The organism is Salinibacterium sp. SWN167 (genome assembly GCF_015864665.1).
Lineage (GTDB): Bacteria > Actinomycetota > Actinomycetes > Actinomycetales > Microbacteriaceae > Rhodoglobus.
In genome coordinates this window covers 1,644,239-1,660,581 of sequence record NZ_JADYWU010000001.1, presented here as the reverse complement: position 1 = coordinate 1,660,581, position 16,343 = coordinate 1,644,239, and the positions used below count along the sequence as shown (strand labels likewise).

Annotated in this window: 11 protein-coding genes; 4 read left to right on the top strand and 7 right to left on the bottom strand. The window is 59.7% G+C overall.

Features of this window, described 5'->3' with window-relative positions; genetic code table 11:
• The first annotated feature begins 22 nt into the window (after positions 1–22).
• Positions 23–1,582, top strand: a complete 1,560-nt coding sequence (gene sucB, locus I6E60_RS07930) for a 2-oxoglutarate dehydrogenase, E2 component, dihydrolipoamide succinyltransferase (RefSeq protein ID WP_197179622.1) — start codon at positions 23–25, stop codon at positions 1,580–1,582.
• A gap of 11 nt (positions 1,583–1,593) precedes the next feature.
• On the opposite strand, the gene I6E60_RS07925 is transcribed toward sucB, so the two are convergent.
• A complete protein-coding gene (locus I6E60_RS07925; RefSeq protein ID WP_197179620.1) occupies positions 1,594–3,087 on the bottom strand; it encodes a hypothetical protein in 1,494 nt (497 codons plus the stop codon).
• A 177-nt stretch (positions 3,088–3,264) separates the two neighbouring features.
• On the opposite strand from I6E60_RS07925, the gene I6E60_RS07920 reads away from it, so the two are divergent.
• A complete protein-coding gene (locus I6E60_RS07920) occupies positions 3,265–3,981 on the top strand; it encodes a DUF4191 domain-containing protein (RefSeq protein WP_197124495.1) in 717 nt (238 codons plus the stop codon).
• A 77-nt stretch (positions 3,982–4,058) separates the two neighbouring features.
• Here the strand turns inward: I6E60_RS07920 and I6E60_RS07915 are convergent, their stop codons facing one another.
• A complete protein-coding gene (locus tag I6E60_RS07915) occupies positions 4,059–4,463 on the bottom strand; it encodes an RDD family protein (RefSeq protein ID WP_197124493.1) in 405 nt (134 codons plus the stop codon).
• Between the two features lie 137 nt (positions 4,464–4,600).
• Here I6E60_RS07915 and glnA point away from each other — a divergent pair, with 137 nt between their 5' ends.
• Entirely contained in the window at positions 4,601–6,037 is a 1,437-nt protein-coding gene (gene glnA, locus I6E60_RS07910; RefSeq protein ID WP_197124491.1) for a type I glutamate--ammonia ligase, read from the top strand.
• Between the two features lie 69 nt (positions 6,038–6,106).
• On the opposite strand, the gene I6E60_RS07905 is transcribed toward glnA, so the two are convergent.
• The 5 genes from I6E60_RS07905 to I6E60_RS07885 all read right to left on the bottom strand — a co-directional run bounded on the left by I6E60_RS07905 (position 6,107) and on the right by I6E60_RS07885 (position 15,351).
• The gene (locus tag I6E60_RS07905; protein WP_197124489.1) at positions 6,107–7,555 is read right to left on the bottom strand and encodes a UDP-glucose/GDP-mannose dehydrogenase family protein; all 1,449 of its coding nucleotides are present in this window, start codon (positions 7,553–7,555) and stop codon (positions 6,107–6,109) included.
• Between the two features lie 22 nt (positions 7,556–7,577).
• Positions 7,578–9,044, bottom strand: coding sequence for a glycoside hydrolase family 26 protein (locus I6E60_RS07900; protein ID WP_197179618.1), 1,467 nt, complete (start codon positions 9,042–9,044; stop codon positions 7,578–7,580).
• Positions 9,028–10,521: a glycosyltransferase family 2 protein gene (locus I6E60_RS07895; RefSeq protein WP_197125245.1), complete on the bottom strand. Its 1,494-nt coding sequence runs from the start codon at positions 10,519–10,521 to the stop codon at positions 9,028–9,030. The genes I6E60_RS07900 and I6E60_RS07895 overlap by 17 nt, the downstream gene beginning before the upstream one ends.
• Positions 10,522–11,066: 545 nt before the next feature.
• Positions 11,067–14,000 carry a bifunctional [glutamine synthetase] adenylyltransferase/[glutamine synthetase]-adenylyl-L-tyrosine phosphorylase gene (locus I6E60_RS07890; protein ID WP_197179616.1) on the bottom strand — a complete coding sequence of 978 codons (2,934 nt, stop codon included), beginning with the start codon at positions 13,998–14,000 and terminating at the stop codon, positions 11,067–11,069.
• A 13-nt stretch (positions 14,001–14,013) separates the two neighbouring features.
• Complete coding sequence (locus I6E60_RS07885) at positions 14,014–15,351, bottom strand: glutamine synthetase family protein (protein ID WP_197125243.1); 1,338 nt, start codon at positions 15,349–15,351, stop codon at positions 14,014–14,016.
• Between the two features lie 152 nt (positions 15,352–15,503).
• Between I6E60_RS07885 and panB the strand changes: the two genes are divergently transcribed.
• Positions 15,504–16,334: a 3-methyl-2-oxobutanoate hydroxymethyltransferase gene (gene panB / locus I6E60_RS07880; protein WP_197109873.1), complete on the top strand. Its 831-nt coding sequence runs from the start codon at positions 15,504–15,506 to the stop codon at positions 16,332–16,334.
• The last annotated feature ends 9 nt before the right edge of the window (positions 16,335–16,343 follow it).

Sequence of the window (16,343 nt, the reverse complement as noted above, 5' to 3'; positions counted from 1 at the left end):
GCATCACAAAGGAGCAGTACTGATGAGCGAATCCGTTAACCTTCCGGCACTCGGCGAGAGTGTCACCGAGGGCACGGTGACCCGCTGGCTGAAGCAAGTCGGCGAGCGTGTAGAGGTTGACGAGCCCCTGCTCGAGGTCTCCACGGACAAGGTCGACACGGAGATTCCTTCTCCCGTCGCCGGTGTCATCGAAGAGATCTTGGTTGCCGAAGACGAAACAGTTGAAGTTGGCACCGCGCTGGTAAAAATCGGCGACGGATCGGGTGGCGCAGATGCTGCTCCCGCCGCTGAGGAAGCACCTGCTGAAGCGGCTCCCGCTGCAGCAGAAACTCCTGCGGAAGAGCCGGCCGCTCCTGCTGCTGAAGCCCCTGCGACTGAAGCAGCACCCGCTGCCGCGGCGCCTGCAGCTGCTGTAGCCGAAGCACCTGCTACGACCGAAGCGCCCGCTGCCGAGCCCGCAGCTCCGGCCGCTGAAACTCCGGCTGCGCCGACTGAAACACCTGTTGCTGAAGCTGCTCCTGCAGTTGAAGCCGCCCCTGCCGCTGAAGCCGCGCCCGAAGCTGAAGCTGCTCCTGCAGTTGAAGCTGAGCCGGTTGCTCAGGCCGCAGTTGAAGCACCTGCTGTAGAAGAAGCACCTGTTGCAGAAGAAGCACCTACTGCGACCGACAGCGATGACTCGCAAGCCGGTTACCTCACCCCTCTCGTACGCAAACTTGCGAACGAGCGCGGCGTTGACGTCAGCACTCTCACCGGCACCGGTGTAGGCGGACGCATCCGCAAGCAGGACGTTCTTGCCGCTAGCGAAGCTGCGACTGAGGTTGCACCGGAAGCATCCGCTCCCGCGCCTGCAGCTCGCGAAGTGTCGCCTCTGCGCGGAACCACTGTTCCGATGTCGCGACTGCGCAAGGTTATTGCCGAGCGTGCCGTGCTCTCGATGCAGTCGTCTGCTCAACTGACATCCGTCGTTGAAGTTGACGTCACTGCCGTTGCAAACTACCGCAACGCTGTAAAGGACGAGTTCCTGGCTAAGACCGGCACGAAGCTGTCGTTCCTGCCGTTCTTTGCTCTCGCTGCCGCGGAAGCGCTGACCGTTCACCCGATCGTCAATGCAACGATCGAAGACAACGCCATCGTTTACCCCGCTCAGGAGAACATGAGCATCGCCGTGGACACCGAGCGTGGATTGCTCACGCCCGTTATCCGCGACGCTGCGTCACTTGACATTGCAGGACTTGCTGGCGAGATCGCAGATCTTGCGCAGCGCACCCGCGACAACAAGTTGACTCCTGATGAGCTCTCGGGCGGAACGTTCACGCTGACCAACACTGGTTCACGTGGCGCTCTCTTTGACACTCCAATCGTGTTCTTGCCCCAATCGGCAATTCTCGGAACCGGAATCGTCACCAAAAAGCCTGTGGTGATCAGCGACGCCAACGGTGATTCCATCGGCATCCGTTCGATGGTCTACCTTGCGCTCAGCTACGATCACCGCATCGTCGACGGCGCGGACGCTGCTGGCTTCCTCGTTGATGTGAAGAACCGCCTCGAAGGCGGAGACTTCGCTGACAAGCTCGGAATCTAAGCACACGCAATTCACTCCGGAAGCGTATAGCTTCTGATTCGCCAACCGGCCTCGCCCTTCACTAGAAGAAGCGAGGCCGGTTTGCTTTCGTCTGCAGCAGAAAATTCGAAGAGCACGCTATCGCCCAACCGTTGAATCTCAACGGCATCCTCCGCAGTTATGAGCACCTCCGGGGAGAGTTCCGCACCGTTCAGCACGTTCGTAATCAGAGCAGAATCTGCGGCGAAGGCCGGAGAATCGGCACGAGCAACCGCGGCAAGGCACTCAATTGACAGATCCCGCAAGCACAAGTTACGGGTGGTCAACAACAATTCAAGAGCCTGGGCTGGGTCTGCTAGGAGGGTGTCCTGTGTGGCTTCCGGGTGTGCAGCTTCCGGGTCCGTTTCTGGCGATCGCACGGCGTCTGGCGCTGCCCCCATTGGCTCGCTTTCGTCCCCGGGCGCCACCACCGAAGATTCCCCGCCTGTAGACGCAACGGCAGTCGATGTTTCCGTGTTCTCCAGAGATGCAACCACGACTGCCAGCACCACGCACAGTGCGCCGGCTGAGGCCAGCGCCCACGTGCGCTTTCGGATCGGGCGACACCAGTCGCGAAGCCCCACGATGCCGTTTGCTGCGCGGTGTTTGATTTCAGCCATAAGTTCCACCAACCGGCCCTGAAGCCACGGAGGAAGAGCCAGCACTGAATCGAGTTCGGTTCGGGGCTGAAGGAGAGCAGCATCCGCAAGCGCTCCACTGCTTCGTGTGAGCTGCGCAGGGTTGAGTGCTTCCGTTGCCTCGATGACACCCAAACGCACCGGTTCTGGGGCGCCCAAGGCGAACAGGCGGCGTTCACATTCGCGCTGCCAGTCGGTGGTGCGGAAATGAGTGTCGCTGGAAAGCCAGGACAGAAGCTCCGCCAGGGGTGTGCGAACGTTATGTTCGAGCGAGACGGCAGCAAGAACACCACTCGCCACGACGGCATATGCCTGGCGATCTTGGTGGAACCACGCGGAGTCGCACAGCTCGGCTGGCGTCGGAACGCTCCCGTGCAACCGCGCGGAGCTGAAGTCGACAAAGAACGGCGCACCGGCGCTATCGAAGTGCACAGCATCCATCGTCACGTTGCCGAGCGTGACCCCAGCGTGGTGCACTCGGTTCAAGGCCGTAGCCAACGGCGCAAGGATCGTGATCGCTTCCCCCGGACGCAGCGTTTGTCGTTCACGCATGACTCGCCTTAACGTGCTCGCAGTCTGCCACTGTGTAATGAGTGCGGGCACACCATCCGGGGCTGCCCCTACATCTTCCACAGGGACGGTGTGATCGCCCTGGGCTAATGCCAAGCACTCGATCTCAGTAAGCGTCCTGAGGGCGAGGGTGTCAGGTGAGAAACGCTTGATCGCGTACACGCTCGACGATTCATCTCGCTCCCCATCGCTGTGGGCGCGGGCGAGAACAAGTCGCGAGGAGAAAGATTCGGCGAGCGTCCGAATGCTGAGGTAGCCAGCTATTGAGTCGTCATTCACAGCTCTATCCTTCGTCGCACGCACAAAGTTCCGCTCACGCTGCGACCAGTTGTGGAGAAGCGCAACAGCAAAAATTCGCTTAGGACAAGACGCTGGAGACCGCGCAAGACATGCTGCCGAGCGCCTAGCCGAAAAACTGCGAATCCACAGAAGCGCAAGAGGCCGTATCCTAGATGCATGGCACGCAGCGAAAAGACTCCGAAGGCTCAAAAAGAACCCGGTCGCATCAAGCAGATGTACCAGGTTTTCCAGATGACGAGGCGCTACGACAACCTCGCAATCTGGTTCTTCCTCCTAGCATTCCTGCTGCCCATCGTGATCGGGCTCGTCCTCGCTTTCGTGCTATCCGGAGACAACGTTTTCGGCTTTGTCCTCTACATCGTCGCCGGTGTGATGGCTGGCCTTCTCGCGTTCCTCATCGTTTTGGGACGTCGCGCTGAACGCGCTGCCTACTCGCAGATCGCCGGTCAGCCTGGTGCCGTCGGCGCCGTGCTCAAGAGTTCGCTCCGTCGCGGATGGACCGCGAGCGAAATGCCTGTCGCGATTAGCCCTAAGACGCAAGATGCGGTCTACCGCGCAATCGGCAAGGGCGGCATCGCACTCATCGGTGAGGGCCCGCGCAGCCGCACACAAAAGATGTTGGAAGATGAGCGCCGCAAGATGAATCGCTTCCTGCCCAACGTTCCCGTGCACTTCATTTATGTCGGCCCCGACGCCGACTCCGTCGCGTTGCACAAACTCGCGCCGACGCTTGGCCGCCTGAAGAACGTTCTTCGTAAGCCCGAGATCCTCGCAATCTCCAACCGGCTGACGTCGCTCGACAAGAACGGTCTCCCGATTCCCAAGGGCGTCGACCCGATGAAAGCGCGCGCACAGCGCTCACAGCGCGCTTAGGCATTCGCAACAATCGTTGGACCTTCAGAGTCGACGAGCCACTTGGCTCGTCGACTCTGTTGCGTTACACCCGCGGATTAGCGTCGAACGAGCAGTGTTCCCGCAATGCGGTCGTGCATTCCTCGTTGGTCGGCATCCCAAATGACGGCGGGAATGACGAGTGCCATCAACAGAGTGCGCACGATGGGCCGCCAGATACCGAGGTAGCCCCCAGCAAGGGGAACGACGCGCATCCCCGTGATCAGATGTCCGAAGCTGCCGTTTGTGGTGATCAGCACAACAATCTGAGCTGCAACAAATACGCCAAGAGTGGCGAATGCGTCGTAGTCGAAGAACGCGATCGATACGAGAACTGCGAAACCCCAGTCGATAGCAAGGGCAACAAGCCTGCGTCCCAGTCGACCGATCGAACGCGGGCCTTCCGCTGGGAGTCCAATGCGCTTGCCTGGCCATTCGTCGGGAGCTGATTGTTGCTGATTCACTGGTTCAGCCTAACGAATCGTGGCTCCGTAACATGCCGGAAACAATTCGGAGATGATTGCGAAATCCATCTTCTGTACCCTAAGAGATGGTTGTAACGACAGCCGATCATCAAATGAACCCCTTGGAGTTCCACTCAATGTCTCATCCGAAGTTTTCCAATTCGTCTGAGGTTCTTGATTTTATCAAGGACACAGACGTGAAGTTCGTCGACATCCGGTTTACCGATCTTCCCGGTATCCAGCAGCACTTCAACATCCCCGCCGCCTCAGTTGACGAAGACTTCTTCGCCGTAGGCCAGCTCTTCGATGGTTCATCGATCCGCGGTTTCCAGTCGATCCACGAGTCCGACCTCCAGTTGATTCCTGACGTCAGCACCGCCTACGTCGATCCCTTCCGCGTCGAGCGCACGCTCGTTATCATCTTCGACATCTACAACCCTCGCAACGGCGAGATCTACGCTCGCGACCCGCGCCAGGTTGCCAAGAAGGCCGAAAAGTACCTCACGTCGACCGGCATCGCCGACACCGCGTTCTTCGCCTCCGAAGCAGAGTTCTATATCTTCGACGACGTTCGCTACGAAGTCTCGGCCAACAAGAGCTTCTACGAAGTTGACTCCAGCGAAGGTGCTTGGAACAGCGGACGCACGGAAGCCGGCGGAAACCTCGCCAACAAGACGCCCTTCAAGGGCGGCTACTTCCCCGTCTCCCCCGTTGACCAGCACGCTGACATCCGTGACGACATCGTCATGAAGCTCATCGATGTTGGACTCGACGTTGAGCGCAGCCACCACGAGGTCGGCACCGCAGGCCAGGGCGAGATCAACTACAAGTTCGACACTCTCGTTCACGCCGGCGATGACATCCTCAAGTTCAAGTACATCGTCAAGAACACCGCCAACGAGTGGGGCAAGACGGCAACGTTCATGCCGAAGCCGCTCTTCGGTGACAACGGTTCGGGAATGCACACGCACCAGTCGCTGTGGAACGACGGAACCCCGTTGTTCTACGACGAAAAGGGCTACGGCGGACTCAGCGACACTGCTCGCTGGTACATCGGTGGACTGCTCAAGCACGCACCTGCTGTGCTCGCATTCACCAACCCGACGGTCAACTCGTACCGCCGCTTGATCCCCGGATTCGAAGCTCCCGTGAACCTCGTGTACTCGGCTGGAAACCGTTCGGCTTCCATCCGTATCCCGATCACCGGAACGAACCCCAAGGCAAAGCGCATCGAGTTCCGCGCACCAGACGCATCGGGTAACCCTTACCTCGCGTTTGCTGCTCAGCTCATGGCTGGCCTCGACGGCATCAAGAACAAGACTGAGCCCCACGAGCCCGTTGACAAGGACCTGTACGAGTTGCCTCCCGAGGAAGCACGCCTGATTCCTCAGGTTCCCGCCTCGCTCGAGGACGCACTCGTTGCTCTCGAAGCTGACCACGAGTTCCTCATGGAAGGCAACGTCTTCACCAAGGACCTCATCGAGACTTGGATCGACTACAAGCGTACGAACGAACTGCTTCCGTTCGCACAGCGCCCGCACCCGTACGAGTACGAACTGTACTTCGGAGTCTAAGCGCTAACACAGCACGCAATAAGGGCCGCATCCTTCTGGATGTGGCCCTTATTATTTGTGCCAGCCGAGTCAGTAGGCACTCACGAGCTGGGGCGTGCGACGAGTCAAGTCCAGCCCAGTGCCATCGATTACAGGAGCACTCGACGACGACGCCCCTAGCCCGCTGAACGCCCAACCAGCAGCACGCCACGTTGCTGCATTGAGGCAATTACGGGCATCGATCATGACGCGGCGGCTGACAATTTGCCCTAGCGCCACAGGGTCGCTGGCCTTGAACTCATCCCACTCCGTCAAGACCAAGAGGGCGTCCGATCCTGCGGCAGCCTCGTCGACCGAGTCGACATAGGTGAGCGTGGGGAACATCCGCTGAGCCGTTGCGGATGCTTCGGGGTCGTAGACGACGACCTGAGCTCCCCTGAGATGCAGCGCGGCCGCAACGTTAAGCGCTGGAGAATCCCGCACATCATCAGTCAACGGCTTGAAGGCCGCGCCAAGGATGCCGATTCTGCGGTTGAGAACCGAACCACCACAGGCATCGATCGCCAGACCGATGACTTGCAAGCGTTGGGACATGTTGATCTCATCGACCTGCTGCAGCAATGCCGCAGCTTTGGTAGCACCGAGCTCACTCGAACGGTGGATGAGCGCCCGGATGTCCTTGGGAAGGCATCCGCCCCCGAACCCCAGCCCTGCGTTGAGGAACTGCCGCCCAATGCGCACGTCGTGACCGAGTGCGTCAGCCAGGACTGCTACATCAGCGCCCGAGGCGTCACACACTTCGGCGATCGCGTTGATGAAGGAGATCTTTGTCGCTAAGAAGGCATTCGCGCTCACTTTGACAAGCTCCGCGGTCGGCAGATCGCACACGATCACCGGGGTTCCCGTCTCGATGGGAATGGCGTAGACCGCACGCATCGCTGTTTCAGAACGCGGTGATACTCCGCCAAGAACAATTCGATCGGGGCGCAGCGTATCTTCGACTGCTTTGCCCTCTCGCAGGAACTCGGGGTTCCACACCAACTCGACGTTTACCTCTGCCGGGGCAGAATCGGCGATGATGGATCGCAAGCGAGCTCCGGTGCCTACCGGCACTGTCGACTTGCCGACGATCAGGCCGTCATGGGTCAGATAGCGCGCGACCTGTCGCGTAGCTTCCTCCACGTAATCGAGGTTTGCGGCGTTACTCCCCCGCTGCTGGGGAGTACCGACACAGATGAAGTGGATGTCGGAATTCGCGGTCGCTTCAGCAAGGTCGGTGGTGAACCGTAATCGCCCGCTCGCAACGTGGGTACGGATGAGCTCCGGGAGTCCTGGTTCGAAAAAGGGAACCTTTCCTTCGCTGAGCTGTTTCACTTTGGCCGGATCGGTGTCGACGCCGATAACATCGAACCCCATTTCTGCCATAGCTGCGGCGTGAGTTGCACCAAGGTATCCGGTGCCGACGACGCTCAGTCGGGGACGTTCTGCGTCTCCATACTGACCGATGGTGTTCTGGGCTGAAGGTGCTGTGCTGTTCATGTTGTGCTCCTTATTCATCGGTTCAGCGTGCGGTGAGGGTGAAATCGCTGTCAGGTCGTGCCAAGCCCTCGATGAAGGCGGCTAAAGAATCTGCGCGAGAGTCGATGCGCCAGTCATTGGTCGAGCGCTCACCCTCGACATAGGTGGTCACCGCTAGGTTGAACCACGAGATCCCGATGATGTCGTCGTTCTCTGGCTTCGCCAGCGATTCGAAGAGACTGGTTACCCAGTCGGCTTTGTGGCCACCCGTCTCGGATGCTCCAATTTCCGTCAGGAAGATTGGCTTGTTGGTGATCCGGCGCAACTCGTCCAAACTTGCGTCAAACGTGTAGCTGAAGGTGAAATCGTTCTCCGGCTTGTACGCGGGGCGAAGGTAGCCCGACAGTCCCACCCAGTCCACGTAATCGTCGCCCGGGTACAGTCCGTCGAGGAAGTCCGACGATTGATGGGTCGCAGGAAGGTTGTTGATGATGTTGGGTGCCCAGATCCAGATCACGAGATCGTTGGCGCCCTCCTCGGCGAAGATGTCGTGAACGCGCTGCCACATCGTGACGAAGTCACCAACGCGGTTCTCGTTAATCGAATTACCTTGCCCGTCTGTCTCGGACCATGGGTACCAGACACCGTTCATCTCGTGGTCCAGTCGGATGCCAAGAGGTAGGCCAGTCGCCACGATGTCCTTCGCGTACTGATGCAAGTAGTCGTCGAAGGTTCCCGGGGTGTTCGTCTCAGGATCGCCGATGATAGCCGGCAACGTGTAGTCGGGCTCTTCTACCTGATCGTTGCCAGAACCGATTGGTCGTGACTCCCAAGTAAGAATCGGAAGTATCTCCTTCTCCCACGAACGCGTAACCGCATTTGCTCGGAAGTCCTCATCCCAGCCGCCGAAGTAGCCGACCACGTTCGGGTTGCTGCCCAACTTGGTCGCGGTCGAGTCATAGGTTGCCCAGTTAAACGGTGCCTGCTCGGTATAAAGACCGAAATACGTCGAGGCGGGATTGACAATTTCTGCCTTCGACGGAGCGGTGATTACCGTGGGGCCGGACGAGGTGTTCGGTTTACTCGCAGGAGAGGGAGCAGCAACAGTCGAGCTTTCAGCGCGGCTGGCCTGGAGAGCCTTCGAAGTGCCTTCGACAGACCACAGTTCTTGTTGAATCGCTGCTGATTGCGCGTTCGTTTCTTTGAGATTGTCTTTGGCGACATCAATCGACGACTCAAGCTCGTCTATCTCCGAGAGCAGATTCTCTTTTTCTGCCTCCCACTCGGCACGCTCCTCGGCCAAGCTATCGGCTTCGAGAACTGTCTTAGCCGCGGTGGTGAGCGTTTGGTTCACCGTGCTGCTGGGCGAAATCCAGACAAATGCGCTTGTAGCGCCGAGCGTGAGCACGAGCACGGCACTGCCGACGCCCGTCCAGCGGGTTCGACTGTTGCTGACCGCCCACCATGCTGCTGCACCGTTTCGAACATGGGAACTACGAGAAGAAAACAATGGAAACCGCCTCTACTGCAAAAATTGAAAAACCGATCACGTAAGGCCAGGCGGCCTTGGGGTTGAGCCGACGTCGCTGCGGCGTCGGAGCTGTAGCTGCTCGCGTTGACCGCCTCGGAGGTGCTTCCAGCACGGCAACAGCTCCCGTAGGTGTGCTTGGTTCGAAGTCCAGGTCAGCGATCGTCGCGCTGTCTTGGTCGAGCTGTCCGACGATGAGATCGTTGGAACTGCCTCCCGCATAGGCACCAGCCCGGGTGCCCCAGCCGCTGGCATGGCCCATTCTGAAGAAGCCGATGAGTCGGATAGGCATCAGGAAAGCCGTCGACACGATGATGAAGGCCGGTAACCGGAAGAAGTCCATCGGCTTTTCGGAGAGATGCCGGATCTGACGGATTGCCATACTCAACACCGAAGACACCACCATGAGCGCCAGCACGAGAAGCACTCCGCTTTGAACGCCATATTCCGAGAGGAATCCTTCGTAGAAGTTGTACCCCTGACCGCTAATGGCTCGATAGATCCAACCGGCGATAACTCCGGCCAAAAGGAACGGAAGGATGATGTCCATCAGAAAGAAGACGGCGAGCACGGGAGCGTGCCCCAGCATCCACGGCAGCATGCGAAGCGTGTTGTACTGGCTGCCACGAGCCCAGCGCAGTTGTTGCTTGTAGAGCTTCTTGACCTCGAGCGGCGCATCCGTGTAGACGAGTGAGGTGTGCTGGTACACCGTGCGGTGACCTTCTTGAAGAGCGAGGTTGGTGAGAGTGCGATCGTCGCTGACTTCAAGAAACACCCCCATGAAACGTTCGTTCATAAAGCGATCCATTACCCGCGTCATGATCGAGCGACGGAAGGCAATGGTGCGCCCCGGCAAGCAGCCGACCTGTCCGAGCACGCTTTGAGCGGGCATCGAGTAGAGAGCGCGCGAGTTCTCCAGCCAGTCAGCCCAACGAGTGATCCAGCTTCGCTCTGGTTCCAGAATGCGCTGTCGTGTCGTGACGCCACCGACCTTCGCATCAGCGAAGGGCCGCACCAGCTCCGAGAGAGTGTTTTCGGTCCACACGGTGTCGGAATCGACGAGAACGGTGATGTCGCCCGTCGACAGCTCTGTACCGATCATTACCGCATTGCGCTTACCGGGAATCGGCGTGTGCACCCAGCGCACCAACGGAGCAAACTCTTCACTGATGCGTTCCAGCGTGGGGTTCGGCGCACCGTTGATGACGACGATGATCTCCGACGGTTGCTGTTCGACCATCCGAGCGAGTACATCCCGAAAGAGATCCTCAGGCTCGTCGAGCACGGGCACCACTACGCTCGTCGTTCCGGTGAACGTGCCCGTATACGGACGGTAGCGCGACGACAACACGACTTTGAGCAACCACAGCGCCCAGATGAGCGACGAGTAGATTGCGAACATGTAGATCTCGGGGTGACCCTCGATCATGTGGCGAAGTTGCAGAATAAATATGAACACGGATGCCCCCGACATTGTGATTGGAAAGGTGATCATCCGCCACGCTGAGGATGCTTCTCAGCGGTGAGTTGCTTGATTATTGCCCGATGGATTTGCCCACCGCAATACGTGCAATTCGCCGCATTGCGGCGCGAGGTGGTCTCACTTGGGTCAGGAGTTCGACGAGCGTGTCGGCACTAAGGCTGTCGCATTTTGCGCCGAATTTTGTACCCCACCACGCGGCAGCGAGCTGCTCGGATCACGGTGCGAACAGAGCCAACGCTGAGTTCGTCTGGATTCGGAAAAATGCACGTCAGAATCGCTTTTATAGGCAGTCTGGCGGCACCGACGAGGGTAGAATGGGTCGTCTGCCTCTAGCGCTCGGGGTGACGGTTCCCGACGATGCATGCACCCGCTGCCCCACAATGGGGTACACGCTTTTTCGACCACCGGGGGACGCTCAGTGGCACCACAAGTGGTTACAGGTTTAACACGCCCGTAACATTCGCAGTGGTTTCAGGGCAGCCTGTGCCTCTGGCAGGAACAGCGCGAATATGCCTCAGGCGTTACGACCGCGGCACATTAGCGACGCCGTAAAAGCGGCGTTCGAAGACGCGTCGAGCACGCCGTGTGGCACGCAAATAGTCCTCTTCGAGCTTGCTCGCTGAGCCCGGTGGATATTCGAGCATGCGGGCGACGCCTTCAAGTTGAAGTCGATCTGTGGGTAAGACATCCGAGGTCTTCGAGGTCCACAGCGTGATTGCCGACCGTGCGCGGGAAGCGAGAACCCACGCTTCACGGAGGCGAGCCGCGTCAGAGGCGGTCACGAGCTTCTCAGCGACAGCGGCATCCAAAGCATCGAGAGTCGAGGTCGTGCGCAGTCCCTCGACTCTGGCACCGTGCTGGAGTTGCAAGAGCTGCACGAACCATTCGACGTCGCTGAGCGAACCCCGGCCAAGTTTGAGGTGGCGGGACGGATCGGCGGCCTGAGGAAGACGCTCAGACTCCACGCGCGCCTTAATCCTTTTGACCTCACGCACGTCCTGCGGCGAAATCACGGAGGGGTAGCGCACGCGGTTGGCGAGTGCTTCGAAATCGGTGAGCAATGCCGCGTCGCCGGCAACGCCACGGGCACGCAAGAGCGCCTGGGCTTCCCACGTGAGCGACCAGCGGGCGTAGTACGCGGCATACGAATCGAGGGATCGCACGATGGCGCCATTCTTGCCCTCGGGGCGGAGGTCGAGATCGAGGTCGAGCGGAAGCTTTACGTCCTCAGTGATGCGAGTGAGTCCCTTGGCGAGCTTGTCGGCTCGTTTGGCAGCTTCTTCGTTAGTACCGTCCGTCGCTCGGTAGACATACATGACATCGGTATCGGAACCGAAACCTGCTTCGGCTCCCCCGTAACGGCCCATGGCAATAATCCCGAACTCGATTCCGTCAGGTTCTGGACGGAGAATTGCCAACGCTCCTTCGAGCATCATCGTCGTGACATCGCTGAGTCCGCGCCCCAGCTCTTGAATCGTGGTCATCCCCACGATTGAGCCGATGGCCAAACGTAATATCTCACGGCGACGTGCTGTGCGCAACGCCTTGGCCGCGGCATCCTCGTGCCCTTTATGCCTCGCCACAATGGCCCGGGCTTCGTCTTGCAACACCGCAAGAGAACGCGGCTTGAGCTCTTTGTCGTGTTCCAGCCACGCAGCGGCTTCAGGAATCCGCTCGAAAAGCCCGCCCACATATTTGGAGGCCGAGAGCACATGAGTAAGCCGCTCTGCAGCCCCAGAAGAATCGCGAAGCATGCGCAGGAACCAGTACGCCTCACCGAGTGCTTCGCTGAGCCGGCGGAACGCGAGGAGGCCGTAGTCAGGATCCGCGCCATCGGAGAACCACTGCAGCATCACGGGGAGCAGAGCTTTCTGGATGGTGGCCCGGCGCGAGACTCCCCCGGTGAGCGCCGCAATGTGCGCTAACGCCCCCTTGGGGTCGAGGAAGCCAATGGCGGCCAGTCGAGCGACTGCTTGCTCGCTAGAGAGTGCGAGCCCTTCCTCGGGCAGTGCGGCCACAGCCGAAAGCAAGGGTCGGTAGAAGAGGCGCTCATGCAGTCTGCGGACCGCAATCTTGGTGCGCTGCCACTGTTCGGTGAGGTCTTTCGCACTCGTGGCGATACCGGTCGCACGCGCAAGTACCCGAAGTTCATCTGGATCGCGCGGCATGAGGTGAGTGCGGCGCAGTCGGGACAATTGGATGCGGTGCTCCAGCAGCCGGAGAAAACGATAATCGCGCGCGAACTCGCCGGCTTCGGTACGGCCGATGTAGCCGTGCTCAGCAAGCGCGATGAGAGCGCGGAGACTCGAGGTTTGACGCACGCCTTCGTCGCTTTGCCCATGAACAAGTTGCAGCAATTGCACAGTGAATTCAATATCGCGAAGCCCACCAGGGCCAAGCTTGAGTTGCACATCTCGTTCCTGCGGCGGAATGTTTTCGGTGACGCGCTCGCGCATCCTCTGCACCGATGCCACGAAGTTTTCGCGGGACGCGCTCGACCAGACCAGCGGGGCAACGCCCTCAATGTAGCGGCCACCCAGTTCACGGTCGCCCGCAAGCGGTCGCGCCTTCAGGAGAGCTTGAAACTCCCAGCTCTCTGCCCAACGGTCGTAATACGCCAGATGTGACTCAAGCGTGCGCACAAGAGCACCGTCTTTGCCTTCGGGGCGAAGGTTGGTGTCAACTTCCCACAGCGCTGGTTCAACCGTGAGGTCCTGGATGCCGCGGATGGTTTGCACCGCCAGAGGCGTAGCGATCGTCACGGCACGGTCGGCACTTATGCCGTCGGGTTCCGTGACGAAGATGACGTCAACATCCGACACATAATTCAGTTCACGCGCGCCGGCCTTGCCCATACCGATGATGGCAATTCGGGTTGCGGCGATATCGGCTGCCGGATAATTCACCGAGCGGCGAGCGACGGAGAGTGATGCTTCAAGTGCGGCACCCGCCAAATCAGCCAACGCCATCGCCACTCGGTCGACGGCTGCAAGCGGATCTTCTTGCGCAAGATCCCACGCAGTCAGTTTCGCGAGCTCTCGGCGGTAGCGCACCCGCAAAGCAACCCAGGCGTCTTCGCCCTCGAGACCGTTGGTGACTTCGGTGAGGAGCTCAACGTATTCTTCGGGCGAGTAGGGCTGCGCAATGGGTGAACACATCGCGTCGAGTTCTTGCGGATGCCGTACGAAGAAGTCGCCAAGCCCTGAAGACGCGCCAAGCACCCGCACCAGTCGCACGGCCGCCTCGTCATTAGCCAACACCGGGTTGAGCTGCTGCGGGGACCCCTCAGAGAGCTCCACGACAAACCAGAGGGCTTGATCGGGGTCCGCGGCGCACGAAAATAGCGCTGCAGGCACTTCGGTGCGGTCGAGCGCGAGAAGACGCTCTCGGGCCTCGCTGAGTTCCAAGAAGCCCAGTTTGGCGAGTTCGGTGAGAGTGTATGGCGACGTCGACATGGTGACGGAGGGTCTAGAGGATCTCTAGGCTGCTCTCCAGTTCGTAAGGGGTGACCTGTGCGCGGTAGGCCTTCCACTCGCGACGCTTGTTCAGCAGCACGAAGTTGAATACCTGCTCGCCGAGCGTCTCCGCAACAAGCTCGGAGTTTTCCATGATGCTCAGCGCGTGGTTGAGGTTCGACGGAAGCTGCTCGTAGCCAAGCGCACGGCGTTCGTGCTCCGAGAGGTCACCCACAGCATCTTCGGCTTCGAGCGGGAGCTCATAGCCTTCCTCGATGCCCTTGAGCCCCGCAGCGAGCAACAGAGAGTATGCCAAGTAGGGGTTCGCCGCCGAGTCGAGAGCACGATATTCGATACGTGCGCTCTGCCCCTTGCCCGGCTTGTACAACGGAACGCGCACGAGTGCCGAGCGGTTGTTGTGGCCCCAGGTAACGAAACTGGGCGCTTCGTCGCCGCCCCAGAGGCGCTTGTAGGAGTTCACGAACTGGTTCGTCACCGCCGTGATCTCGGGGGCATGCTTGAGAACGCCAGCCATGAACTGGCGGCCGACCTTAGACAGCTGGTAGTGACCGCTCGCATCGTAAAACGCATTCTGGTCGCCTTCGAAAAGCGACATATGGGTGTGCATTCCCGAACCGGGCTGGCCAGACATCGGCTTCGGCATGAATGTCGCGTAAACACCCTGCTCGATGGCGACCTCTTTGATCACGGTGCGGAACGTCATGATGTTGTCTGCCGTGGTGAGGGCGTCGGCGTAGCGAAGGTCAATCTCGTTCTGGCCAGGGCCAGACTCGTGGTGGCTGAACTCCACCGAGATACCGAGGTCTTCGAGCATCCGCACCGAACGGCGACGGAAGTCGTGCGCCGTGCCGCCAGGAACGTTGTCAAAGAAGCCAGCGGAATCAACTGGCTGCGGGCTGCCATTCTTGAGCTTGCTCGACTTGAGAAGGTAGAACTCGATCTCAGGGTGAGTGTAGAACGTGAAGCCGCGCTCGGCCGCCTTCTCGAGGGTGCGCTTGAGCACATTGCGAGGGTCGGATGCTGCGGGCTGGCCGTCGGGCGTAGTGATGTCGCAGAACATGCGGGCAGTGGGATCGATCTCTCCACGCCACGGCAGAATCTGAAAAGTGGTGGGATCTGGGTGCGCGAGCATGTCTGCCTCGTACGCACGAGTGAATCCCTCAATGGCGGAACCGTCGAAGCCGAGGCCCTCAGCGAATGCACCTTCGATCTCCGCGGGAGCAACGGCAACGCTCTTGAGCGTTCCTACAACATCCGTGAACCAGAGTCGAACAAATTTGATGCCACGTTCTTCAATTGTGCGAAGAACGAAATCGCGCTGCTTGTCCATTGACATTAGTGTTCCTCGATCCGTGCTTTGCCGCGAGAGTGCGACATCGATTCTGCCGCTCTAAGGGTACTTGTTCCTTAGGGTCTCTGCAGCGCACTCGCCGCCGCAGTAGCCCAATTGAACCCTGCGTCGGTGTCATTAGACTGGCGGACATGACTGACTCTGCCGCTGCTGAAGCCCAAGCCAAGCTCAAACGAGTTCGCACTCGCCATTTTCAGACGGCGAAAGAGAACGGAATCAAGATTGTTGGACTCACCAGTTATGACCAGCTGACTGCGGGAATCTTCGACGAGTCAGGTATCGACTTCCTACTGGTTGGCGATTCCGCTGGCAACAATGTCTATGGCTACGACACCACCCTGCCCGTGAGCATCGATGACCTGATCCCCCTGACGCGCGCCGTTGCCGGCGCTGTCACGCGAGCCTTTGTTGTGGCTGATATGCCCTTCGGATCCTACGAAACAGGCTCCGAGGAGGCCCTACACACCGCGTTCCGCTTCATGAAGGAAACGGGGGCACACGCCGTGAAACTTGAAGGCGGTGTGCGCAGTGCCGAACAGATCCGACGCATCGTGGACGCCGGTATCCCCTTGATGGCTCACATCGGGTTCACTCCCCAGAGCGAGCACGGCCTCGGTGGCCACGTCATTCAAGGTCGCGGAGAAGGGTTTGAGCAACTGCTCGCCGACGCTCTCGCCGTTCAAGAGGCCGGCGCCTTTGCTGTCGTGCTCGAGATGGTGCCAGCGGATGCCGCCGCCAAGATCACTGAAGCACTGTCGATTCCGACGATCGGCGTTGGCGCAGGCCCACACGTTGATGGGCAGCTTCTGGTCTGGACTGACTGGGCGGGCCTTACCAAAGGACGCATCCCGAAGTTCGTTAAGCAGTACGCCGATTTGCGTGCAACGCTCGCGGGCGCTGTTGACGAGTACCGCGCCGATGTCGCTGCGGGTACATACCCGACAGAGGAGCACTCCTACTAGGAGTCCCCT